Origin of the sequence: Streptomyces sp. HNM0645 (assembly GCF_030056615.1) — a bacterium.
Classification (GTDB): domain Bacteria; phylum Actinomycetota; class Actinomycetes; order Streptomycetales; family Streptomycetaceae; genus Streptomyces; species Streptomyces marianii.
In genome coordinates this window covers 18712-41487 of the sequence record NZ_JASHLT010000004.1, presented here as the reverse complement: position 1 = coordinate 41487, position 22776 = coordinate 18712, and the positions used below count along the sequence as shown (strand labels likewise).

The following is a 22776-nucleotide window of genomic DNA, read 5'->3' as shown; positions in this document are numbered from 1 at the left end:
GAACCCACGACCGGCCGGGGCCGGCACCCGGACGGAACCGGTGGGACGCACGACCGGCCGGGGCGGCATGTGCGCCCCGGCCGGTCTACGGCACCCGCACGGCCGTACGCAGTTCAGGGTGGCACGTCCGTATATCGGTGTGGCTTCGGTCAAGTTGCCCGGCTGTTAACGAACTTGATGGCCACTCATCGCGTTTTGGGACCTTCCGGCCGCCAGTACCCGAGCGCGCTCACCCGGCACTTGGGCAGACCGAGCTCCTTGCGGGCGTACGCCGCGAGGGTCCGGGGCGTCGCGGTGCCGCAGGCGATCCGGACAAAGGCGTCCGCCCGGTCGTCGCCGAGCGGTCCGGGCAGTGCGGCCTTCACCTCCGCGACGAGGGCCGCTCCGCCGTCCTGTCGGGGGACCCGCCGCAGCTCGTGACGGGCGGCGCCGGCCCGGAGCGGAAGATCGACGTGCGACTCGTGCCGAGTCTCGAACCAAGTGGCGGCGAGCATGCCGCCGCCGGCCGGGTGCACCCGGCGGTAGTGGTCGGCGACCTGCTCCGCCCCCGTCACCGTGAACTCGAAGTCCTTGCCCCGGAACCACTTGAGGACCACGCCCTCCCAGCCATGCCCCACCGCGGCATCCTCCCCGGACGACCAGTAAGGTTAGGTCAGCCTAACCTAAAGGCTTGTCCAGCAGGAGAGTGGGGGACGGTGTGACGACCGAGGTCTACCGGGATGCCTGGGGCATCCCGCACCTGCGCGCCTCGAGCGCCCTGGAACTGGCCCGGGCCCAGGGGCGGAACGCCGCCGCCGACCGGGCCTGGCAGATCGAGGTCGAACGGCACCGGGTGCGGGGCACGACGGCGGCCTTCCTGGGCGCGGAGGCCGTGGTCTGGGACCGGTTCGCCCGGCAGTCCCGGCTCGAGGACACCGCCCGGCGCTGCTTCGCGGCCCTGGACGCGGACACGGCGGCCTGGGTGGGCGCCTATGTCGGGGGAGTCAACGACGGACTGGCGGAAGGCGCCGGGGACGCACCCGAGTTCGCCGCCACCGGACTGCAACCGGGCCGCTGGGAGCCCTGGGTACCGCTCGGCATCTGGATCGCCGCCCACATCCTGTTCGCCGGCTTCCCGACCAAGCTGTGGCGGGAGGAGGTGGCGCGACGGCTCGGCGACGAACTGACCACCCTGTTCGCCACCGACGGTCCCGGCACCTCGGGCAGCAACGGCTGGCTGGTCACCGGTGGCCGGACGGGAACGGGAGCACCGCTGATCGCCGGCGACCCGCACCGCTTCATCGAGGACCCCGGCGTCTACCAGCAGATCCACCTGGTGTGCCCGGACGTCGACGTCGTCGGCCTCGCGGTGCCGGGTGTCCCCGGGCTCGCCCACTTCGGCCACACCGGCTCCGTGGCCTGGGCCATCACCAACGCCATGGCCGACTACCAGGACCTGTACCGCGAACGCCTCCGGCGCACCGGTGACGGGATCGAGGCCGAGGGCCCCGACGGCTGGCACCCGGCCGCCCACCACCGGGAGACGATCGAGGTGGCCGGAGGCGACCCGGTCACCGTCGAGGTGATCGAGACCGCGCGCGGCCCGGTGATCGCGTGCGAGGCCCCGGCAGGGGACGGCAGGGGCGCGGTGTCGGAGGCCATCAGCCTCCGCTACCCGCCCCGGGTCACCGCGGCCCTCGGCTTCGAGGCGATCCCGGCGCTCCTGCGGGCCCGTACCGTCGGCGACGTGGACCGCGCCTTCGACGACTGGGCCGAGCCGGTCAACGTCGTGCACGCCGCGGACACCGAGGGCGGGCTGCTGCACCGGGTCGCCGGGCGCGTACCGGTGCGGCACGAGGACAACCGGCTGCGGGTCGTGCCCGCGTGGGAGCCCGGCCACGACTGGCAGGGGTGGCACGAGACGCCCCGTGCCGAGGTGGAGGACTTCGCCGTGATGGCGAACGCCCGCGGCATCGCCACTCCCCTGGGGGTGGAGTTCGCGCCCCCGCACCGGGCCGACCGGATCGCCGCACTGCTGCGCGAGTCGAAGAACTGGACGGCACCCGGGATGGCGGCCGTCCACACCGACACCTGGCTGGCGTCCGCCGCACCCCTGCTGGAGCTGGTGGCCGCGCTGGACGAGGACCGGCTCTCCCCCGGCGCCCGGGCACTGCGGGCCCGGCTGCTGGAGTGGGACCGGCGGATGGAGGCCGGCAGCGCCGACGCCGCGCTGTTCGCCGCCGTCCGCTCGGCCGTCGTACGGCGGCTCGCGGCCCACCCCGAACTGGAGCCGCTGAGACGTCCGTTCGGGTACCCCGAGGTGTTCCTGCCCTGGCTCCACCTGCCGGCCAGGGTCGGGTACGCGTTGGAGACCCTGCTCACGACCGACCGGCTGCCGGGAATCGACCGCGCGGCACTCGTCCGGAACGCCGTCGACGAGGTCGCTGCGGCCGGCGGGACCGGGACCACCTGGGGCGAGCGTCACCGGCTGGCACCTTGGCAGGCGCTGGTGGCCGCTCCCGAGGGCGAGGAGTGGCCCGGGGTGTCCGGCGACCACGACTGCGTGCTGGCCACCTCCAGCGTCCCCGGCGTCACCGATCTGAGCGCGCGCGGACCCTCCGCCCGCTACGTGTGGGACCTCGCCCGGCGTGACGACAGCCTGTGGGTGGTCCCGCTGGGCGCCCGGGGCATCCCGGGCGACGCCCACCACCGCGACCAGCTGCCGCTGTGGCTGCGTGGCGGGTTCGTCCCGGTCGTCACCGACTTCGACCAGCTCACCCCCGAGCACCGCACCGAGGAGAGACATGACCACTGAGGCATCCGCAAGAGCGGACAGCGCCGAACCGCTGCACCGGGAGACCATCGAGGGGCTGGGCACCGTGCACGTGCGACGGCTCGACCCGGCACGGGACGCGGACGTCGTCCACTCCTGGGTCGGCGAGGAGCGGGCCCGCTTCTGGGGCATGCGCGGGATGAGCCTCGACGAGGTCCGGGAGATCTACGAGCACCTGGACTCGCTCACCACGCACCACGCCTTCCTGATCGTCCTCGGCGACGAGCCCGTGATGCTGTTCCAGACCTACGAACCGGAGGCCGACCGGGTCAGCGAGTGCTACGAGGTCGAGCCCGGCGACATCGGCCTCCATCTGATGATCGGGCCCGCCAAGGGAAGTCCGCGGCCGGGCTTCACCGCAGCCATGCTCAGGGTGCTCATCGGCCACGTCCTGGCCGACGGGAGGGTGCGGCGGATCGTCGCCGAGCCGGACGTCCGCAACGCCAAGGCGATCGACCGGCTCCGCCGCACCGGCTTCGAGCTGGGCCCGGAGATCGTCCTCCCCGAGATCGACCTGCCCGAGGTGTTCCTACCGGAGAAGAAGGCCCGGCTGGTCGTCCTGCGCCGGGAGACGGCCTAGGCCCTGAGGCAGGACCGGCACGTGCCGCCCCGGCGCCTCCGGGGCGGGCCTCAGTCCTCCGCGGGCGGCCCGTCGCCGGCCGGCACCACGCGCCTCTCCTCGGCGAAGTGGCACGCCGAGTCGTGCCGCGCGGGACTCCGCACGTCCCTGAACCGCTCCGGCACCGCCAGTTCCGGCTCCTCCCGCGCGCACCGCTCCCGCGCCTTCCAGCAGCGCGTGCGGAACCGGCAGCCCGACGGGACGTTCGTCGGCGAGGGCACGTCGCCGGAGAGGATGATCCGCCCGCCGTTCCCGCCCGCGGCCGCGCGCCGCTCACGGAGCGACGGGTCGGGGACCGGCACCGCGGACAGCAGGGCCTGGGTGTACGGATGCGTGGGGTGGTCGTAGATGTCGGCGTCCCCGCCGGTCTCCACGATCCGCCCCAGGTACATCACCGCGACCCGGTCCGAGATGTGCCGGACGATCGACAGGTCGTGGGCGATGAACACGTAGCTGAGGCTGAACTCGCCCTGCAGCCGCTCCAGCAGATTGACGACCTGCGCCTGGACGGACACGTCGAGGGCGGACACGGGCTCGTCCGCGACGATGACCTCCGGCCGGAGCGCCAGGCCCCGCGCGATGCCGATGCGCTGGCGCTGGCCGCCGGAGAACTGGTGCGGGTAGCGGTTGACGAACCCGGGGTCGAGCCCGACGACGTCCAGCAGCTCCCGGACCCGGCGTCGCCGGTCGCCCTTCGGCGCCACCTCGGGATGGATCTCGTACGGCTCCCCGACGATGTCCCCGACGGTCATCCGCGGGTTGAGCGAGGTGTACGGGTCCTGGAACACCATCTGGATGTTGCGGCGCACGGCCTTCAGCGCCCGCGCCGACAGCCGGGTGATGTCCTCGCCCTTGTAGCGGATGGTGCCGCGGGTCGGCCGCTCCAGGTTGACCAGCAGTTTCGCGAGGGTGGACTTCCCGCAGCCGGACTCCCCCACGACGCCGAGCGTCTCACCGGCGAACAGGTCGAGGTCGACACCGTCGACCGCGCGGACCTCCCCCACCCGTTTTCTGACGACGACGCCCCGGGTGAGCGGATAGTGCTTGTGCAGACCGCGCACCTCGATGATCGGCTCGCTCGGCCGGGCCGGCTCAGCCACGGAGGCACTCCCTCCAGAAGAAGCAGGCGCTCCCGCGGTCGCGGCTCACCTCGGACAGCTCCGGCTCGTCGGTCCGGCACATGTCCCGGGCCATCGGACAGCGCGGGTGGAAGGCGCAGCCGGGCGGGACGTCCATCGGGTTCGGCGGCAGACCCTTGATGGCGTAGAGCTCCTCGCCCTTGCGGTCCAGGCGGGGGATCGAGTCGAGCAGCCCGCGGGTGTACGGATGGGCCGGGGCCTTGTAGAGGTCGTGGACGGGGGCGGTCTCGACGATCCGACCCGCGTACATCACGGCGATCCGGTCGGCGACGTCCGCGACGACTCCGAGGTCGTGGGTGATGAGGACGAGCCCCGTGCCGAGTTCGCGGCGCAGCTCGGCGAGGAGGTCCATCACCTGCGCCTGGACCGTCACGTCCAGGGCTGTCGTGGGTTCGTCGGCGATGATCAGATCCGGTTCCAGGGCCAGCGCCATCGCGATCATGATGCGCTGGCGCATTCCGCCGCTGAACTGGTGCGGGTACTGCCCGACCCGCTGCCCCGCGGCCGGGATGCGGACCCGGTCCATCAGCTCGACGGCCTTCACTCGGGCGTCCTTCCGCGACATGCCGCGGTGCACGGTGAACATCTCGCCGAGCTGGTCGCCGACGGTCAGCACCGGGTTCAGCGCGGACAGCGCGTCCTGGAAGATCATGGCCATTCCCGCGCCGCGGATCCTCCGTCGTTCGTCCTCCTTCAGCTTCAGCAGGTCCCTTCCCCGGAAGAGGATCTCCCCACCGGTGATCCTGGCGGGCGGGGTGTCGAGGATGCCCATGACGGCCTGGGCGGTGACGGACTTCCCGGACCCGGACTCGCCGAGCACCGCGAGGGTCTCGCCCGCGGCGACGGACCAGGAGACGCCGTCGACCGGCCTGGCGATCCCGTCGCGGGTGCGGAACTCCACACGCAGGTCCCGTACTTCGAGCAGCGTGCCGGGCCGGGCGGGCGGAACGGCCGGTCCCCGCGCTCGCGTGGCGGGACCGTCGGGCGGGGAGTCGGGACTCATGGCGGTGCTCCTCAGCGCAGCTTGGGGTCGAGGGCGTCGCGCACCGCGTCGCCGAGCATGATGAACGCGAGCACGGTCACGGCGAGCGCGCCGGCCGGCCACAGCAGCATGTGCGGCGCGTTGCGGATGTAGGGCGACGCGGCGGAGATGTCGATGCCCCAGGACACCGTGGGCGGCCGCAGCCCGACCCCGAGGTACGACAGGGTCGCCTCCAGCGAGATGTACGTCCCGAGCGCGATGGTGGCGACGACGATCACCGGTGCCACGGCGTTCGGCAGGACGTGCCTCAGCAACAGCCGCGCCGACGAGGCGCCGAGGGCCCGGGCGGCCTGCACGTAGTCGTTCTGCTTGACGGTGATCACCGAGCCGCGGGCGATACGGGAGATCTGCGGCCAGCCCAGCAGCACCATGAAACCGATCACCGGCCAGACGGTGTTGCTGGTGACGACGGACAGCAGCACCAGTCCGCCGAGGACGACCGGGATGGCGAAGAAGACGTCGGTCAGCCGGGACAGCAGCGCGTCCGGGGCGCGGCCGAAGAAGCCGGCCAGCCCGCCGAGTACGGACCCGAGCAGCGCCACACCGAGCGTGGCGCAGACACCGACGGTCACCGAGGTGCGGGCGCCGTAGACGGTCCGGGTGTAGACGTCGCAGCCCTGGCCGTCGAAGCCGAAGGGATGGCCGGGCCGGGAACCCTGCTGGGCCTTGGCCAGGTCGCAGTCGAGGGGACTGCCGGAGGCGATCAGCTGCGGCCAGATCGAGATGACGACCAGGAAGAGGATGACGAGTGCCGCGATGACGAAGACGGGGTTGCGGCGCAGATCGTGCCAGGCGTCGGACCACAGGCTGCGCGGTCTGCCGCCGGGGCCGGGCCCGGGCGGGCCGGCGGGCGCCTTCTCCAGGGTCTGCCCCTCTGCGGTGGCCAGGTCCATGACTCCGCCGCCACCGGTCGGCGCGATGGCCCGTCCTCCGTCGTACTGGGCCTCAGGCATAGCGGATCCTCGGGTCGAGTACGGCGTACAGCAGGTCGACGAACAGGTTCACCAGCAGGAACACCAGCACCAGCACCGTCACGAAACCGACGACGGTCTGGGTGTTCTGTCGGAGGATGCCCTGGTAGAGCTGGTAGCCGACGCCGTGGATGTTGAAGATCCGCTCGGTGACGATGGCCCCTCCCATCAGCGCGCCGATGTCGGCGCCGATGAAGGTGACCACCGGGATCAGCGAGTTGCGCAGCAGATGGTGGGTCAATACGCGGCGGCGGGGAAGGCCCTTGGCGACGGCCGTGCGGACGTAGTCGGCGCGGCGGTTCTCGGCGATGGAGGTCCTGGTCAGCCGGGTGACGTAGGCGAGTGAGACGGCGGCGAGGACGAGTCCGGGCACGATCAGCTCGTCGAGCGGGGCCTCGGAGGACACGGAAGGCCGGATCCAGCCCCACCTCACACCGAGCAGAAGTTGCAGCAGCAGTCCGGTGACGAAGGTGGGAACGGCGATCACGACCAGGGTCACCAGCAGGGCGCCGGTGTCGACGGGACGGCCGCGGCGCAGTCCGGTGAGCACGCCGAGGCCGATGCCGATGACGATCTCGAAGACGATCGCCACCAGGGTGAGCCGGATGGTGACCGGGAAGGCGTCGGCCATCAGCTCGGTGACCGGCTGCCCGTTGAAGGCGGTGCCGAAGTCCCCGGTGAAGATGTTGCCCATGTAGGTCAGGTACTGCTGCCATACGGGCTTGTCGAGGCCGAACTCCTTGCGCAGCTGGGCCGCGGTGGCCGGGTCGCACTCCCGCTCGCCGCAGAGCCCGGCGACCGGGTCGCCCATCACGTTGACCATCAGGAAGATCAGCAGCGTGGCTCCGACGAACACCGGGATCATCTGGAGCAGACGCCGGATCACATAACGTCCCATGAGGCGCTCCTCGGGTCCGGGGCGAGTGCGTCAGCCGACGGTGATCTCTTCGTAGACGGGGACGCTGAACTGGTTCAGGGAGACGTTGGAGATCCGCTCGGAGTACCCGGCACTGCCGTTCTGGTACCAGAGCGGGATGGCCGCCATCTGGTCCCGTACCACGCCCTCCGCCTGCTTGAAGGTCTCGATCGCCCTGGCGGGGTCGGTCTCCGCGTTGGCCTGGTCGACCAGCCGGTCGAACTCCTCGTTGCTCCATTTGCCGTCGTTGGACGAGGCGTTGGTGTAGTAGAGCGGCTGGAGGAAGTTCTGGATGAGCGGGTAGTCCATCTGCCAGCCCGCCCGGAAGGGGCCGCTCATCTTCGACCGCGTGATCTGGTTGCGGTAGTCGGCGAAGGTGCCGACGGGGTTGCCGACGCAGGCCCGGTCGTTGCCGAGCGCGTTGTTGATGGAGTTGCACACGGCGTCGACCCACTCCTTGTGGGAGCCGGTGTCGGCGTTGTACGTGATCTTCACCTGGCCGCCGGGGATGCCGCCGCCCTCGGCGATCAGCTTCCTCGCCCGGGCGGGGTCGTAGGTGCACGAGCCGCCGCACAACGACGCGTCGTAGCCGCCGTCGGGGCCGAGGACCGGGGAGGTCCAGTCCTTGGCGGGGGTGCGGGTCCGCTGGAAGATCGTGTCGGTGATCTGCTGCCGGTTGATCGCCATCGACAGGCCCCTGCGGACCTTCTCCTGCCCCGGCTTGTTCCAGTCCGGGTCGTAGTACGGGAAGGCGATGGTCTGGATGATGCCGGCCGGGGCGTTGATGTAGCGGTCGCCGAGGTCGGCTTCGACGTTCCTGAGCTGGGACGCCGGCACGTCGTCGACCAGGTCGAGGTGCCCCGCCGTCAGGTCGGTGTAGGCGGTGTTGCTGTCGGTGTAGACCTTCAGGTCGACGCCGCCGTTGCGCGCCTTGTCGTCACCCGGATAGCCGTCCCAGCGTCGCAGGGACATCCGGGAGCCCCTGGTGTAGCTGTCGACGGCGTACGGGCCGTTGCCGACGGGGCGGGCCAGCCAGGCGTCGTGGTCGGAGAAGAAGCTGCTCGGCAGCGGAGCGAAGGCGGCGTAGCCGAGGGTCTCGGGCCAGGTGGAGAACTTCTGGGTGAGCTTGACGGTGAACGTCCGCTCGCCCGTGACCTTCAGCCCGGACATGGTCTGCGCGGTGGGCTGTCCGGAGGCTGGATGGACCTGGTCGTAGCCCTCGATGTAACCGAAGAAGTAGGCGTTGCGCTGGTTGTTCCTCAGATGTGCGCCGTAGTTCCAGGCGTCGACGAAGGACTTCGCGGTCACGGGCTCGCCGTTGGAGAAGGTCCATCCGCTCTTGATCGTGACGGTGAAGTCGACGGAGTCGGTCGTGTCGATCCGCTCGGCGAGCATGTCCTCCGCCTCGCCCGTCCTCGGGTCGTAGCGCTTCAGTCCCCGGAAGATCATGTCGAGGACCTTGCCGCCCTGGACCTCGTTGGTGTTCGCCGGTTCCAGGGGGTTCTGGGGGTCTCCCCAGGACGACGTCACGATCCCGTCCGGCCCGCCTGCGGGGGCTCCGCCGCCCCCGCAGGCACTGGTCGCGAGGGCGACGGCGACCGCGCAGGCGGCCCGGGTGACGTGAGCGGCTCCGCGCATGGCGTGCCTCCAGATGATCGCAGCTCCGGCCTGGGCACTTCATGTGTTGACGGCGGAGGGGAAAGCACACATCCGTTGGGCCCAACGGGTGTGTGACCGCTGGGCCGCTCGCGTGCCTGTCCGGTGCGCCGGACGAGTACCGCGGACACGGCAGCCACGACGCCACGGGCGGGTACCGACCGGAGCTGCTGTACGAAGGGGCTGCCGTCAGCCCAGCAGCGCGGCCGTCTCGTGCCGTTCTGGCGCTCCGAGCGCGGCCAGGGCGGAGTGAGCCCTCCCCCAGGTGGCACGGGCGGGGTACTCCCCGCCGAGCTCCCGGCGGGCGTGCCCCAATGTGATCAGGACGCGAGCGTGCTCGAGTGCCTGGCCCGATCTCCTTGCAAGGCGAAGTGCCAGACGGCAGTACCGCGCGGCAGCTGCCGCGTCGTCCGTGTCCAGGCAGACCCTTGCCCCGAGGTGGTACAGCCGGGGGAGGTCGAGCGGGCTGCCCGCAGCGGCCCGGCCCAGGGCACGCTCCATCTCCTCCCGGGCCCCCGCGTGTCTGCCGAGGCGTCGCTCGGCCTCGGCCGCGGCCAGGGTCACGCCGATGAGGCCGACGTCCGTCCCCCGGGCGGCCTCGCGAGCGGCTTCGAGCCGCGCCGCGGCGCGGTCGAGGCGGTCCTCCCCAGGTGGACGTTGGCCATGCCGACGAGCGAGTCCACCTGGCACGTCCGGTTCTCCACCTGCTGGGCGAGGCGCAGCGCCTCCTCGAACGACGCGACGGCCCGACCCGTACGACCGGTGTCACCGAACACCCAGCCCAGGGCCTCGTGCGCGACCGCCTCGGCGTACGGCAGCCGGCCGCCGACCGCCTCCAGCGCCTCGGCGAACCGTCCCCGCTGCGCCGCGACGAGGCCGCAGCAGTCGCGCCGCTGACGTCCGGCCGCCTCAACGGCCAATCGGGCAGGGGGCCTCCCCTCATGCGATCGATCATGCCGGCACACCACGCGCCAGGGCGCCCTCCCTGCCGGAAGGGCGCCCTGGGATCATCGCGCGAAACGTTCGGCCCGCGAGCGCCTATCCCGCGTGGACGACGTCCTTCTCCTCGGCGAAATGGCACGCCGACTCGTGTGCGGCCGGGGTGTTCTGGCCGACGAAGCGCTCCGGAACCGCCAGCAGCGGAACCTCGGTGGCGCACTTCTCCTGGGCCTTCCAGCACCGGGTCCGGAAGCGGCAGCCGGACGGCGGGTTCGCCGGGGACGGGACGTCACCGGTGAGGATGATCCGCTCGCGGCCCTCACGGACCTCGGGGTCCGGGACCGGCACCGCCGACAGCAGAGCCTGGGTGTAGGGGTGCGTCGGGTGGTCGTAGATCTGGACGTCCGTACCGATCTCGGCCATCCTGCCCAGGTACATCACGCCGACCCGGTCGGAGATGTGCCGGACGATCGACAGGTCGTGCGCGATGAAGACGTAGGAGAGGTTGAACTCGTCCTGCAGCTTCTCCATCAGGTTGATCACCTGCGCCTGCACGGAGACGTCGAGCGCCGACACCGGCTCGTCGCAGATGATGATCTCCGGGTTCAGCGCGAGGCCGCGGGCGATGCCGATGCGCTGGCGCTGGCCGCCGGAGAACTGGTGCGGGTACCGGTTGATGTACTCGGGGTTCAGACCGACGACGTCCAGCAGTTCCTGCACCTTGCGGCGCCGGTCGCCCTTGGGCGCGACCTCGGGGTGGATGTCGAAGGGCTCGCCGATGATGTCACCGACCGTCATGCGCGGATTGAGCGAGGTGTACGGGTCCTGGAACACCATCTGGATGTTCCGGCGCACGGCCTTCAACGCCCGCCCGGAGAGGCGGGTGATGTCCTGCCCCTTGTAGAAGACCTCACCGGCCGTCGCCGACTCCAGCGACATCAGCAGCTTGGCGATCGTGGACTTGCCGCAGCCGGACTCGCCCACGATGCCGAGGGTCTCGCCCTGGTAGAGGTCGAAGGAGACCCCGTCCACTGCCTTGACCGCGCCGACCTGCTTCTTGAAGAGGATGCCCTGGGTCAACGGGAAGTGCTTGACCAGGTTGCGCACCTGAAGGATCGGCTCACCGCGGTGGACCGGCGCCTCGATGGCGGCCGCGGCATCCGCCTCGGTGGCGGCGACCGTCTCGACGTCGGTCACGTTCGGCGTCGCGTCCACGGCCCCGTCGTTCTTGCTGAGCTCAGCCATGGATCGTCTCCTTCCAGAAGTGGCACGCGCTGCCGCGGCCGGGCAGCCCGGTGCCGTCCTGTTCGGTCACCGGGTGCAGCGCCGGGATGTCCGTGCGGCAGATGTCGTCGGCCTTCGGACAGCGCGGGTTGAAGGCGCAACCGGTCGGCACCCGCAGCAGGTTGGGCGGCAGACCCTTGATCGCGTACAGTTCCTGACCCTTCTGGTCCAGGCGCGGGATCGAGTCGAGCAGACCCCGGGTGTACGGGTGGGCCGGGCGCTTGTAGAGCTCGTGCACCGGCGCGGTCTCGACGATCCGGCCCGCGTACATCACGGCGATCTTGTCCGCCACGTCGGCGACGACGCCGAGGTCGTGGGTGATCAGGATCAGACCCATTTCGTACTCGCGCTGCAGCTCCGCGAGCAGGTCCATCACCTGGGCCTGGACCGTCACGTCGAGCGCGGTGGTCGGCTCGTCCGCGATGATCAGGTCCGGCTCCAGCGCCAGTGCCATGGCGATCATGATGCGCTGGCGCATACCGCCCGAGAACTGGTGCGGGTAGTCGTCGACCCGGGCCGCGGCGGCCGGGATCTTGACCTTGTCCATCAGCTCGACGGCCTTGGTCTTGGCCTCCTTCTTGGAGAGACCGTGATGCACGCGGAACATCTCGCCGAGCTGGTAGCCGACGGTCAGTACCGGGTTCAGCGAGGAGAGGGCGTCCTGGAAGATCATCGCGATCTTCCGGCCGCGGATCTTCCGCCGCTCCTCGTAGGACATCCTGAGCATGTCCTCGCCGCGGAAGAGGATCTCGCCGCGCGGGATCTTTCCGGGCGGCATGTCGAGGATGCCCATGATGGCCTGCGCGGTGACGGACTTGCCGGAGCCGGACTCACCCAGCACGGCCAGCGTCTCACCGGCGTTCACCGAGTAGTTGACGCCGTTGACGGCCTTCGCCACGCCGTCCCGGGTGTGGAACTCCACGTGCAGGTCGCGGACTTCGAGCAGCGGCCCGTTGTCGGCGCCGTCACGCGGCGCGGGGACCGTCGCGGTGTTGTCGATGATGGTCACGTACGCCCTCCTCAGCGCAGCTTCGGGTCGAGGGCGTTGCGGACTGCTTCGCCGAGCATGATGAACGCCAGAACGGTGAGGCTCAGCATGATCGAGGGGAACAGCAGGATGTGCTGCGCCGTACGGATCTGCTGGACACCGGCGGAAACGTCGACACCCCAGGAGACGATGGGCGACGAGAGCCCGAGACCCAGGTACGACAGGGTCGCCTCGGCGGAGATGTAACCGCCGAGCGCGATGGTCGCGACCACGATCACCGGGGCCACGGCGTTCGGCAGGATGTGCCGGAACAGGATCCGGGTCGTGCCGGCGCCGAGCGCCTTCGCCGCGTGGACGTAGTCGGCCTGCTTGATGGTGATCACGGCACCGCGCATGACGCGGGCGATCTGGGTCCAGCCGAGGAACGCCAGGGCGAAGACGACCACCCAGATGGTGCGTTCCGTGAAGGACTGCAGGATCACCATGCCGCCGAGCAGGAACGGGACGCCGAAGAAGATGTCGGTGAGCCGCGACAGGAGCGCGTCGACGACGCCGCCGAAGTATCCGGCGATCATGCCCAAGATGCCGCCGACGACGGTGACGATCATGGTGACGCAGATACCGACGATGACCGAGGCACGCGTGCCGTGGATCAGTCGGGCGTACACGGACCGGCCCTGGCCGTCCCAGCCCAGCCAGCCGTCCGATCCGATCTTGCCGAGCTCCGGCTTGCCGAGGTAGTGGTGCACCAGGTCGCCCGCCGTCGGGGAGGCACTGGTGAACCAGCCCGGGAAGGCGGTGATGACCAGCAGGATGAAGATCAGGACCGACGACACCAGGAAGTACGGGTTGCGGCGCAGATCCGCCCAGGCGTCGCCCCAGAGGCTGCGCGCCTTCTCCTTGTTCGGCGCGGGCGCGACGCCCGCGCCGACGGGGGCGGCGGCCTCGGTCTCGGCCGAGACTGCGGTCTTGGTCACGTCAGGCATAACGGATCCTCGGGTCCAGGACCGCGTACAGCAGGTCGATGAGCAGGCTGGTGACGAGGTAGACGAGCACCAGGATGGTGACGAGGCCGACCAGGGTGGTGCCCTCACGTCGGGTGATCGACTCGTAGATCAGACCGCCGACGCCCTTGACGTTGAAGATGCCCTCGGTGACGACGGCGCCGCCCATCAGGGCGCCGATGTCGGTGCCCAGGAAGGTGACGACGGGGATCATCGAGTTGCGCATCAGATGCACGCCGATGACCCGTCGCTTGGGCAGCCCCTTCGCGACGGCCGTGCGCATGTAGTCGGCGCGCAGGTTCTCCGCCATGGAGGTACGGGTGAGCCGGGCGACATAGGCAAGTGATAGGCCACCGAGCACGATGGCCGGTGCGATCAGCTCGGACCAGTTCTGCTCGTTGCTGACGTTCGGCGCGATCCAGCCCAGTTCGAAGGCGAAGACCAGCTTGATGATGAAGCCGAGGACGAAGACCGGGACCGAGATGATCAGCAGGGTGAAGATCAGGACCGCGTTGTCGGCCAGACGTCCGGCGCGCAGGCCCGCGATGACACCCAGGGCGATGCCGAAAGTCAGCTCGAAGGCGAAAGCCAGCGCGGCGAGCTGCAGGGTGATGGGGAACGCGTCACCCAGCACTTCAGTGACCGGGCGACCGTTGCGGATCTGGTTGCCGAAGTCGAAGTGCAGGATGATGTCGGTCATGTAGTTCCAGTACTGCTGCCAGATCGGAAGATCCAGACCCAGCTCTTTTCTCTTCGCGGCCAGGGTCGCCGGATCGACGCCCTTGTCACCGAACAGACCCGCCACAGGGTCGCCGGGCAGGCTGTAGACCATGAAGAAGATCAGAAAGGTTGTCCCGAGGAATACCGGGATCATCTGGAGCAGTCGTCGTGCGACATAGCGCCCCATCATGCCTCCGTTGATATGTACCGCCGCAGCCGACGAGCCCTCCCCCGGCATCCGCGTCCCCAGTGAGCACGCGGATGTCGTGGAAGGGCCCCCAGCCGCTGCTTAAGTCGCCGGGGCGGGACCGGCGGAGGCCGGCCCCGCACACGGCGTGCGGACTACGCTTGGGTGATTACTTCTTGACCTCGACGCCGGTCAGGATCGGGTCGCCGTCCTGGCCGTACTGAACGCCGGAGACCTTCTCCGAGTAGCCCGCGTTGACCTTGTAGTACCAGAGCGGGATCGACGGCATGTAGTTGACCAGGTCCTTCTCGATGGCCTGGAACTGCTTCACCGACTCCTCGAGCGACGACGCGGAGTCGGCCTTCGCGATCTGCGCGTCCAGGGTCTTGCTGGTGAAGCCGCCCTGGTTACCGGCAGCGCCCGTGCGGAACAGGTCGCTGATGAAGTTGGAGTTGACCGGGTAGTCCAGCACCCAGCCGGAGCGGTAGATCGACTTGACCTGCTGGTTCTTACGAGCGGTCAGGTCGGCCTGGAAGTCCGGCTTGCTGTCGCCGGTGCACTTGACACCGGTGGCCTGGGTGATGCTGTTGCAGACCGCGTCGACCCACTCCTTGTGGCCGCCGTCCGCGTTGTACTGGATGGTGATGGCGTTGTTCGGAACGCCGCCACCCGCCTTGATCAGTTCCTTGGCCTTGGCGGCGTCGAACTTGGTGACGTCGCCCGTGGCGTTCGGCTGGAAGCCGAGGACGCCCTTGGCGACCCAGCCGGTGGCCGGCTCACGCGTACCCTCCAGCACCGTCTTGGTGATGGTGTCGCGGTCGATGGCCATGGACAGACCCTGGATGACCTTCGGGTCGACAGCCTTCGGCTTCTTCCACTGGTCGGCGTAGAACGCGATGGCCAGCGTCTGGACGGCGGAGTAGGCCTGGTCCACGGCACGGTCGCCGAGGTCCTGGCGGTAGACCGGCAGGTCCTTCGGGGCGAGCTGGCGCAGGACGTCCACGTTGCCGGACTTGAGGTCCTCGTAAGCGGCCTCGAGATTGGTGTAGTTCTTGAAGACCACACCGCCGTTCTTCGCCTTGTTCGGGCCCTTGTAGTCGTCGTAGCGGACGATCTTGATCTGCTTCTTGTGGTCCCAGCTCTCGAACTTGTAGGGACCGTTGCCGACCGGCTTCTCGCCCGCGGCCTTCGGGTCCTTGTAGAAGGACTCCGGCAGCGGCGCGAAGACGATGTAGGCGAGCTTGTGAGCGAAGTACGGAACCGGGTTCTTCAGCTCGATGGTGAAGGTGTTGTCGTCGACGACCTTGAGGCCCTCCATGGCCTTGGCGGTCGGCTTCGCGCCTTCCTTCTCCGGGTGCAGGGCCTCGAAGCCCTTGACGTCAGCGAACCAGGACGCCAGGCCCTGGGCGTTGGTGATGTCGGCGTTCCAGTTCCACGCGTCCACGTAGGACTTGGCGGTGACCGGAGTACCGTCGTGGAAGGTCCAGCCCGGCTTCAGCTTGACAGTCCACGTCTTCGAGTCGGTGGTCTCCACGGACTCGGCGTTGATCATCTCGAGTGAGCCGTCGGCCTTGTAGTCGACGAGACGCGAGAACAGGCCGTCCATGACCAAGGAGCCGTTGGACTCCATCGTGTCACCGGTGTGCAGGAGCTTCTCCGGCTCACCGAGCTCGACGGAGAAGATGCCGTTGGGGTCGACCGTACCCTTGCCGGCCTTGGAGCCACTGTCACTGCCCCCGCCGCAGGCGGTCGCTGCCAGGGCGACGACGATCGCGCCCACTACCCACTTGGCACTCTTGGCACCGCGCATGGGTTCCTCCTCATGAGTCCACTAGTCACTACAAGATGGGCACCGGATCTACGCGCGCTGACACCCCTGCCAGCGTGCTTGTCAAGTGCCCCGAGTGTGCTCGCGAGTCGGCGCTCCCCACAGCGCTTGACCCATTGACCCGAGCTCAATGGAGCCAACTATTAAGGAGGCTGGGGCTGTAAACCACACTTAAAGGGTCTCGTTTTGACAACATCGACGCATGCGTCCGGCCCGAAATCCGGACAAAACGAGCACAGACAGACAGCCGCGAAACGGACTGTTAACCCATGTTCCGGTGATCACCGTTCGCTAAACGGACGCAAGGGTCAGAGCCAAGGGCCCAAATCAAGTTGACGAACGTCCCGGGTCCATGGGCGCGGGCCGACGGCCGACTCGGCTCCTGATACCCCCTCACCACCGGGGCACGCCTCCGGCGGGCACGGGACCGCTCTTCACGGCCTGGGTGCACCCGGCGGTCGGCGGGCAGCACTTCGGCCCGTAGCCGCTCCGTGGAGCGCCTACGGGCCGAAGAGACGTGTCCGGGCCGGCAGTGGCTGGATGAGGCGCGCGTCTGGCCGTGCTCGACTCGCGTCAGCCGGGCCAAGCGCGCATCAGGCCGTGCTCGACGAGCGTCCGTGTGTCAGCCGTGCTTGGCGCGGGAGGCCGCGCGGGCGCGCTCACGCGCGTCCAGGTTCACCTTGCGGATGCGGACGGCCTCCGGGGTCACCTCGACGCACTCGTCGTCGCGGCAGAACTCCAGGGACTGCTCCAGCGACAGCTTCCGCGGCGGGACGATCGACTCGGACACGTCGGCGGTCGACGACCGCATGTTGGTGAGCTTCTTCTCCTTGGTGATGTTGACGTCCATGTCGTCGGAGCGGGAGTTCTCACCGACGATCATGCCCTCGTACACCTCGGTGCCCGGCTCCACGAAGAGCACACCGCGCTCCTGGAGATTGGTCATCGCGAAGGCGGTGACCGCGCCGGAGCGGTCGGCAACCAGCGAGCCGTTGTTACGGGTCGTCAGCGTGCCGAACCACGGCTCGTGGCCCTCGTGGATGGAGTGGGCGATGCCCGTGCCGCGGGTCTGCGTCAGGAACTCCGTACGGAAGCCGATGAGGCCGCGGGACGGCACCACGAACTCCATACGGACCCACCCCGAGCCGTGGTTGGACATGTTGTCCATGCGGCCCTTGCGGACGCCCATGAGCTGCGTCACGGCGCCCATGTGCTCCTCCGGCACGTCGATGGTCATGCGCTCGACCGGCTCGTGGACCTTGCCGTCGACCTCCTTGGTGACCACCTGCGGCTTGCCGATGGTCAGCTCGAAGCCCTCCCGGCGCATGGTCTCGACGAGGATGGCCAGCGCCAGCTCACCGCGGCCCTGCACCTCCCAGGCGTCGGGGCGCTCGGTCTCCAGGACGCGGAGCGAGACGTTACCGATGAGCTCGCGGTCCAGGCGGTCCTTCACCTGGCGCGCGGTGACCTTGCGGTCCTTCACCGCGGCCTTGGCGTCGGCGCCCTTGCCGGTGCCGCCGCGGCCGACCAGGGGCGAGGCGTTCGTACCGATGGTCATGGAGATGGCCGGCTCGTCGACCGTGATCAGCGGCAGCGCGACCGGGTTCTCCGGGTCGGCCAGGGTCTCGCCGATCATGATGTCGGGGATGCCCGCGACGGCGCAGATGTCGCCGGGGCCCGCGACCTCGGCGGGCTTGCGGGTGAGCGCCTCGGTCATCATCAGCTCGGAGATGCGGACGTTGGAGATAGAGCCGTCGCGCTTGATCCACGCCACGGTCTGGCCCTTGCGGAGCTCGCCCTGCTCGACGCGCAGCAGCGCGATACGGCCGAGGAAGTTGTCGGCGTCGAGGTTGGTGACGTGGGCCTGGAGGGGGGCGTCCTCGTCGTAGGTGGGGGCGGGGATGTGCTCCAGGATGGTGGAGAAGAACGGCTCGAGGTTCTCGCTGTCGGCCGGGACGGTGCCGTCCTCCGGCTTGGTCAGCGACGCGATGCCGTCACGGCCGCAGGCGTAGACGATCGGGAACTCGATCTGGTCCTCGTCGGCGTCCAGGTCGAGGAAGAGGTCGTAGGTCTCGTTGACGACCTCGTCGATCCGGGAGTCCGGGCGGTCGGTCTTGTTGATGCACAGGATGACGGGCATCCGGCGCTGGAGCGCCTTGCGGAGCACGAAGCGCGTCTGCGGGAGCGGGCCCTCGGAGGCGTCCACCAGCAGCACCACGCCGTCGACCATCGACAGACCGCGCTCGACCTCGCCGCCGAAGTCGGCGTGGCCGGGGGTGTCGATGATGTTGATGGTGATCGGGGCCCCGCCGTCCTTGGGGTGGTACTTCACCGCCGTGTTCTTGGCGAGGATCGTGATGCCCTTCTCACGCTCCAGGTCGTTCGAGTCCATGACCCGGTCGTCGACGGAGTCGAGCTGGTGCGCGGCGAAGGCTCCGGCCTGCTTCAGCATGGCGTCGACGATGGTCGTCTTGCCGTGGTCGACGTGGGCGACGATGGCGACGTTGCGGATGTCGTGGCGCGTGGGCATGGGTGGCTTGCGCTTCTCTCGGATCGTGGGATGCGGCGTCTGTTTCCTCTTACGCCCGCCGGGCGGACGCGCCACGGCTGTGTCCATGGTACGGGGCCGCCGCGCAGAGGGCTTCCCGGCCCGATCCGACCCGGGACGACCTTGCCCGCCGGGAGCTCCGGCGGGCAAGGGAATTGAGCTGCTTCTGAGGTCCGGATCACCGGAGGGGATCGTTCCGCCGGGGCGGAACAGCGCCTCCCGGGGCCCGGGGCGGCGGAGCCGGTCCGGCAGGGCCTGCGCCGACGCTTCCTCCGCCGGACGGGTAGGCCGGCACCGGGCGGCCGCCGCACGGCGCACCCGGGACCGGCGGCCCCGCCGGGGCGGCCGCGCCGCCTGGGCCGTTACCTCCTGGAATCCGCCCCGGCCCCGTGCGCCGGCTTCGCCTTCACGAAGCCGATGTCCTGGTAGCGCGGTGCCGAGAAGCCGAAGGCGCCTGCGTTGGCGAGGTCGTGCTTGGCGGCCACCAGCTCCGGGCGCTGGTAGAGCGGGATGGACGCCGCCGCGGCCCAGATGCGGGCGTCGACCTGCTTCATCAGGTCGCGGGACTTCCTCTCGTCCAGCTCGGAGACGGCCTCGTCGAAGAGCTGGTCGATACGGTCCGTCCCGACCCGGGTGTAGTTCTGCTCCACCAGCAGCGACCCGTCCGTCGCGGGCTCGGGCTTGGCGTAGATCGGACGGGCGTCCGTCGCCGGGTAGGCCGTGGCCGGCCAGGACCAGAGGGCGAGGTCGTAGTGCCCGGAGGCGATGTGGTCCTTGAAGAAGCTGTCCTCGGCGACCTTCTTCACCTCGGTCCGGATCCCCACCTCGTCGAGCATCCTGCGGATGCGGTCCCCGACCGCGCGCAGCGGCTCGGAGCCCGGGCCGGAGGGCAGCACGAAGCGGAGGCTGAGCGGCTCACCGTCCTTCCCGAGCGGTCCCGCGACCGGGCTCCGGCCCGGGGCCCTGGTGCCGACCGGCGCGTAGGCACCCGCGACCCCGCCCTCCCGCTTGTGCGCCTCGGGCATCGCCTTGTCCCCGTCACTGCCTGCGGGGGCCGCCGCGCCACGGTCGGCGCCGGGCTTGTCGTCCCCGCCCGCGGCGGGGACGACCGCGCCGACGGCCCCGGCGCGGGCACCGCCTCCGGCCACCGGGCTCGGCGAGGCGCTGGGCGACGCCGGGCGACTTGCGGAGGGCGAGCCGCCCGCGGCGGGACCACCCGGGGACGCGCTCCGCGCCGCCGGACTCTGTGCGGACGGACCCTGCACCGTCGGGCTGCTCCCGGCCGCCGGGCTCTTCTCGGGTCCCGCCTTCGTGTCGGACTCGGCCGCCCGGGCACCCTCCCGGGTCCAGCCCGCGTCGGCGAGCAGCGCCCGGGCCTCCGCGGTGTCCTGGCCGCCGAGGGCGCCGCTGCTGTCGGCGTACCCCGGCTGCCCCGCGAGCGCGAGGTGGCTGCCGACGGGCTTCGCGGGCAGGCCGAGGGGCTTCAGCACCGTCTCGGCGAGCTCCCGGCGGTCCAGGGCCCGGGCCACGGCGCGCCGCACCCGCTCGTCCGCCAGCGGCCCCGACTCGCCGTTGAGCGCGAGTTGGGTGTACGCGGGCTCCAGGGACTTGCGGACCACGAATCCGCGCAACGCAGTCTGCTCGCTGGCGAACCTCGCCGGTCCGGCGTCTCCGCGCTCGCGTGCGAGCAGCGTGCTCCCGCCCTCGCCGACCCTCCCGGCGGAACGTTCCTGCTCGGAGTCGGCGGGCTCCCCCGCCTCCGCTGCCGCGCCCGGCCCGCTGTCACCGCCGCCGCCCCCCTGGCCCTTGCGTGCCACGGCGATACGGTCCGCGACGCCCCGGTCGATCTCGGCCAGATCGACGGCGCCGGTGGCGAGCGCCGCGGCACGCCGGTCGCGCGGCACCGCCCGCAGTACGAGCGAGTCGAGCTTGGCCGGGTCACCCCACCAGCGCGGGTTGCGGACGAGCGTGACGGTGCCGTCCTCACCGTCGACCTTCTGCAGGGCGAACGGCCCCGCGGTCACCGGCAGCTCCGTGCGGGCCCCGTCGTTGAAGGACGCGGGGGCGCCCATGGTCTCCTTCGGGTAGAGCGGGGAGAACAGTGACCGCCAGTCGGCGTACGGCCGGGCGAAGGTGACCCTGACCTCCAGGTCGCTCTTGCCGCGCTCGATCTTCTCAATGCGCTCGTAACCGGCGTTGCGCGCCGTCCAGTACGCCGAGTCCTTGCCGTTCAGCGCCCGCCACTGGGCGACGAAGTCCGGCGCGCCGATCTCCCGCCCGTCGGTCCAGACGGCTTCCTGGTTGAGCTTGTAGAGCACGACCTGCTTGGGCTCGCGGTCCACGAGTTCGGCCGACTCCAGGTAGTCGGGGTTGAGCTGCGGACGGCCCCGCTGGTCCAGCGTGAAGAGGGAGGGGAGCACGGCACCGGCGACGCGGGCGGTGGCGCCGTCCGCGTCGGCCTGGAACGCGTTGAGCGTGGTGGGTACGGAGTCGACGGCCCACCGCAGTGTGCCGCCCTGCTCGACCTGGTTGCGCCCGGCCTGGCCGATGTCCGCGGGCACCGCCACGGCCTCGGCCCCGCCCTCCCCGGACGTGCAGCCGGCCAGCACCGGCAGGACGAGCACGCCGCTCGCGAGCAGTGCCACCGAGCGCGGCGTGCGGGAGCGGCCGGACCGGGACCGGGAGGTGCGGAAGCAGGGCGTACGGGAGCATGTCCTCCCGCGTGGGGCGTCGACCTCGGACATGACATGTACCCCTTCGTCCGGTTAGCTGGACCTTTGGTGGATTTTGGAGATGATCACACCTATTGCGCCTACACTGAAGGGGACGGAGGGCGGAGCGTGACGCCGACACGACGGAGCGGTCCGAAAACCCCACCCATGCGGCCGTACGGGGAGCCCCTAACGGGTGGCGCGCGCCGCGAATCGGTGCACACGCCTTCACAAGGAGGGATGTGACGCGCAACACTCGCAGGCGCACGCACAGCCCTCTGGGGGACAGCCCCAGACACCCGCATGCCACCCGCGACCGCGGAAGCGAGGGCAGTTCATGTCCCTGCAGGACGAGTTGACGGACGTCAAACGCCGTCTCGACGACCTGACCCGAACGGTCGAACGGCTGGAGCGGAGCCTCACGCACACGCGGGAGGACGCACCCCGGACCCAGCCGGCCGGCCGCCCCGAAGACCTGGTCACCATTCCCGACACCCCGTACGACAGTTCACTGTGGACGGACTCGGACGACGAAGGCCTGGGTGCGCGCGACCGGCACGCGCCCTAGGAGCTTCGTTGGCCACTGGCACCGAACCTCATACCGACACGGGTGTACGCGGCGCCACGCGCGCCGCCATCGCCACCCGCCACCTCAGGACCGACCGCTGGTGGCTCGCGCCCGCCGCGACCGCCGGCGGTCTGCTCGCCTTCATCGTCTACTCGACCTGGCGGGCCTTCTCGAACAGCGACTACTACGCCGCGCCGTACGTCTCGCCGTTCTACTCGCCCTGTCTCGCCGAGAACTGCGTGCCCATGAGGGGCGGCCCCAACTGGGAGATCTTCGGCACCTGGTGGGGCCTGTCCCCCGCCCTGCTGATCCTGATCTTCCCGCTAGGCTTCCGGCTGACCTGCTACTACTACCGCAAGGCCTACTACCGGGGCTTCTGGGCCTCGCCCCCGGCCTGCGCGGTCGCCGAGCCGCACGCGAAGTACACCGGTGAGACCCGCTTCCCGCTGATCCTGCAGAACATGCACCGCTACTTCTTCTACGCGGCGCTGCCGGTGGCGGGCATCCTCACGTACGACACGGTGCTCGCCTTCCGCGACGAGACCTACGCCTGGGGCCACATGGGCCTCGGCACCCTGGTGTTCCTCGTCAACATCGTGCTGATCTGGGCGTACACCCTGTCCTGCCACTCCTGCCGGCACATCATCGGCGGCCGGCTGCGCCACTTCTCCAAGCACCCGGTGCGCTACCGGATGTGGGGGTTCGTGGGCAGGCTGAACGAGCGTCACATGCTGCTTGCCTGGGCGTCGTTGATCAGTGTCGCCCTCGCGGACTTCTACGTCTACCTGCTCGCCTCCGGCGCCTTCGCCGATCCGCGCTTCTTCTAGGGGAAAGGTGCTCACCG

At 70.1% G+C, this 22776-nt stretch carries 19 protein-coding genes; 4 read left to right on the top strand and 15 right to left on the bottom strand.

The window, feature by feature from the left end; genetic code table 11:
- Positions 1 to 185: 185 nt before the first annotated feature.
- On the bottom strand, positions 186 to 617 hold the full coding sequence (locus QMZ92_RS03490; RefSeq protein WP_283295747.1) for an SIP domain-containing protein: 432 nt from the start codon (positions 615 to 617) through the stop codon (positions 186 to 188).
- 80 nt (positions 618 to 697) lie between these two features.
- On the opposite strand from QMZ92_RS03490, the gene QMZ92_RS03485 reads away from it, so the two are divergent.
- Positions 698 to 2794: a penicillin acylase family protein gene (locus QMZ92_RS03485; RefSeq protein ID WP_283295859.1), complete on the top strand. Its 2097-nt coding sequence runs from the start codon at positions 698 to 700 to the stop codon at positions 2792 to 2794.
- Positions 2784 to 3392: a GNAT family N-acetyltransferase gene (locus QMZ92_RS03480; protein WP_283295746.1), complete on the top strand. Its 609-nt coding sequence runs from the start codon at positions 2784 to 2786 to the stop codon at positions 3390 to 3392. The genes QMZ92_RS03485 and QMZ92_RS03480 overlap by 11 nt, the downstream gene beginning before the upstream one ends.
- Positions 3393 to 3442: 50 nt before the next feature.
- Here QMZ92_RS03480 and QMZ92_RS03475 read toward each other — a convergent pair whose 3' ends face one another.
- The 14 genes from QMZ92_RS03475 to QMZ92_RS03410 form a co-directional block, all read right to left on the bottom strand.
- Positions 3443 to 4531 carry an ABC transporter ATP-binding protein gene (locus QMZ92_RS03475; protein WP_283295745.1) on the bottom strand — a complete coding sequence of 363 codons (1089 nt, stop codon included), beginning with the start codon at positions 4529 to 4531 and terminating at the stop codon, positions 3443 to 3445.
- Positions 4524 to 5573: an ABC transporter ATP-binding protein gene (locus QMZ92_RS03470; protein WP_283295744.1), complete on the bottom strand. Its 1050-nt coding sequence runs from the start codon at positions 5571 to 5573 to the stop codon at positions 4524 to 4526. Before QMZ92_RS03470 ends, QMZ92_RS03475 begins: the two co-directional genes overlap by 8 nt.
- Positions 5574 to 5584: 11 nt before the next feature.
- A complete protein-coding gene (locus QMZ92_RS03465) occupies positions 5585 to 6565 on the bottom strand; it encodes an ABC transporter permease (RefSeq protein ID WP_283295743.1) in 981 nt (326 codons plus the stop codon).
- Complete coding sequence (locus tag QMZ92_RS03460) at positions 6558 to 7481, bottom strand: ABC transporter permease (RefSeq protein ID WP_283295742.1); 924 nt, start codon at positions 7479 to 7481, stop codon at positions 6558 to 6560. The genes QMZ92_RS03465 and QMZ92_RS03460 overlap by 8 nt, the downstream gene beginning before the upstream one ends.
- Positions 7482 to 7511: 30 nt before the next feature.
- A complete protein-coding gene (locus tag QMZ92_RS03455) occupies positions 7512 to 9137 on the bottom strand; it encodes a peptide ABC transporter substrate-binding protein (RefSeq protein WP_283295741.1) in 1626 nt (541 codons plus the stop codon).
- Between the two features lie 207 nt (positions 9138 to 9344).
- Positions 9345 to 9719, bottom strand: a complete 375-nt coding sequence (locus tag QMZ92_RS03450) for a hypothetical protein (RefSeq protein WP_283295740.1) — start codon at positions 9717 to 9719, stop codon at positions 9345 to 9347.
- Positions 9716 to 10075, bottom strand: coding sequence for a tetratricopeptide repeat protein (locus QMZ92_RS03445; RefSeq protein ID WP_283295739.1), 360 nt, complete (start codon positions 10073 to 10075; stop codon positions 9716 to 9718). The genes QMZ92_RS03450 and QMZ92_RS03445 overlap by 4 nt, the downstream gene beginning before the upstream one ends.
- A 118-nt stretch (positions 10076 to 10193) precedes the next feature.
- Entirely contained in the window at positions 10194 to 11339 is a 1146-nt protein-coding gene (locus QMZ92_RS03440) for an ABC transporter ATP-binding protein (protein ID WP_283295738.1), read from the bottom strand.
- Complete coding sequence (locus QMZ92_RS03435) at positions 11332 to 12387, bottom strand: ABC transporter ATP-binding protein (RefSeq protein ID WP_283295737.1); 1056 nt, start codon at positions 12385 to 12387, stop codon at positions 11332 to 11334. Before QMZ92_RS03435 ends, QMZ92_RS03440 begins: the two co-directional genes overlap by 8 nt.
- A gap of 11 nt (positions 12388 to 12398) precedes the next feature.
- Positions 12399 to 13352 (bottom strand): ABC transporter permease, encoded by a 954-nt coding sequence (locus QMZ92_RS03430; RefSeq protein WP_283295736.1) that lies wholly within the window; start codon positions 13350 to 13352, stop codon positions 12399 to 12401.
- Positions 13345 to 14277 (bottom strand): ABC transporter permease, encoded by a 933-nt coding sequence (locus QMZ92_RS03425; protein ID WP_283295858.1) that lies wholly within the window; start codon positions 14275 to 14277, stop codon positions 13345 to 13347. The genes QMZ92_RS03430 and QMZ92_RS03425 overlap by 8 nt, the downstream gene beginning before the upstream one ends.
- Positions 14278 to 14446: 169 nt before the next feature.
- Positions 14447 to 16087 (bottom strand): peptide ABC transporter substrate-binding protein, encoded by a 1641-nt coding sequence (locus QMZ92_RS03420; protein WP_283295735.1) that lies wholly within the window; start codon positions 16085 to 16087, stop codon positions 14447 to 14449.
- 640 nt (positions 16088 to 16727) lie between these two features.
- The gene (gene typA, locus QMZ92_RS03415; RefSeq protein ID WP_283295734.1) at positions 16728 to 18635 is read right to left on the bottom strand and encodes a translational GTPase TypA; all 1908 of its coding nucleotides are present in this window, start codon (positions 18633 to 18635) and stop codon (positions 16728 to 16730) included.
- Positions 18636 to 19015: 380 nt separating this feature from the next.
- Entirely contained in the window at positions 19016 to 21397 is a 2382-nt protein-coding gene (locus QMZ92_RS03410; RefSeq protein ID WP_283295733.1) for an ABC transporter substrate-binding protein, read from the bottom strand.
- A gap of 304 nt (positions 21398 to 21701) precedes the next feature.
- Between QMZ92_RS03410 and QMZ92_RS03405 the strand changes: the two genes are divergently transcribed.
- Together QMZ92_RS03405 and sdhC are read left to right on the top strand one after the other, a co-directional pair.
- Positions 21702 to 21932 (top strand): Rv0250c family protein, encoded by a 231-nt coding sequence (locus QMZ92_RS03405; RefSeq protein WP_283295732.1) that lies wholly within the window; start codon positions 21702 to 21704, stop codon positions 21930 to 21932.
- An 8-nt stretch (positions 21933 to 21940) separates the two neighbouring features.
- The gene (gene sdhC, locus QMZ92_RS03400; RefSeq protein ID WP_283295731.1) at positions 21941 to 22759 is read left to right on the top strand and encodes a succinate dehydrogenase subunit SdhC; all 819 of its coding nucleotides are present in this window, start codon (positions 21941 to 21943) and stop codon (positions 22757 to 22759) included.
- Positions 22760 to 22776: the final 17 nt, after the last annotated feature.

What these genes read in the sequence shown, in the direction of transcription:
- QMZ92_RS03480 (WP_283295746.1), top strand. Translation starts at nt 2,784, where the DNA reads ATGACCACTGAGGCATCCGCAAGAGCGGACAGCGCCGAACCGCTGCAC.
- QMZ92_RS03470 (WP_283295744.1), bottom strand. Translation starts at nt 5,573, where the DNA reads ATGAGTCCCGACTCCCCGCCCGACGGTCCCGCCACGCGAGCGCGGGGA.
- QMZ92_RS03465 (WP_283295743.1), bottom strand. Translation starts at nt 6,565, where the DNA reads ATGCCTGAGGCCCAGTACGACGGAGGACGGGCCATCGCGCCGACCGGT.
- QMZ92_RS03460 (WP_283295742.1), bottom strand. Translation starts at nt 7,481, where the DNA reads ATGGGACGTTATGTGATCCGGCGTCTGCTCCAGATGATCCCGGTGTTC.
- QMZ92_RS03455 (WP_283295741.1), bottom strand. Translation starts at nt 9,137, where the DNA reads ATGCGCGGAGCCGCTCACGTCACCCGGGCCGCCTGCGCGGTCGCCGTC.
- QMZ92_RS03440 (WP_283295738.1), bottom strand. Translation starts at nt 11,339, where the DNA reads ATGGCTGAGCTCAGCAAGAACGACGGGGCCGTGGACGCGACGCCGAAC.
- QMZ92_RS03430 (WP_283295736.1), bottom strand. Translation starts at nt 13,352, where the DNA reads ATGCCTGACGTGACCAAGACCGCAGTCTCGGCCGAGACCGAGGCCGCC.
- QMZ92_RS03425 (WP_283295858.1), bottom strand. Translation starts at nt 14,277, where the DNA reads ATGGGGCGCTATGTCGCACGACGACTGCTCCAGATGATCCCGGTATTC.
- QMZ92_RS03420 (WP_283295735.1), bottom strand. Translation starts at nt 16,087, where the DNA reads ATGCGCGGTGCCAAGAGTGCCAAGTGGGTAGTGGGCGCGATCGTCGTC.
- typA (WP_283295734.1), bottom strand. Translation starts at nt 18,635, where the DNA reads ATGCCCACGCGCCACGACATCCGCAACGTCGCCATCGTCGCCCACGTC.
- QMZ92_RS03410 (WP_283295733.1), bottom strand. Translation starts at nt 21,397, where the DNA reads ATGTCCGAGGTCGACGCCCCACGCGGGAGGACATGCTCCCGTACGCCC.
- QMZ92_RS03405 (WP_283295732.1), top strand. Translation starts at nt 21,702, where the DNA reads ATGTCCCTGCAGGACGAGTTGACGGACGTCAAACGCCGTCTCGACGAC.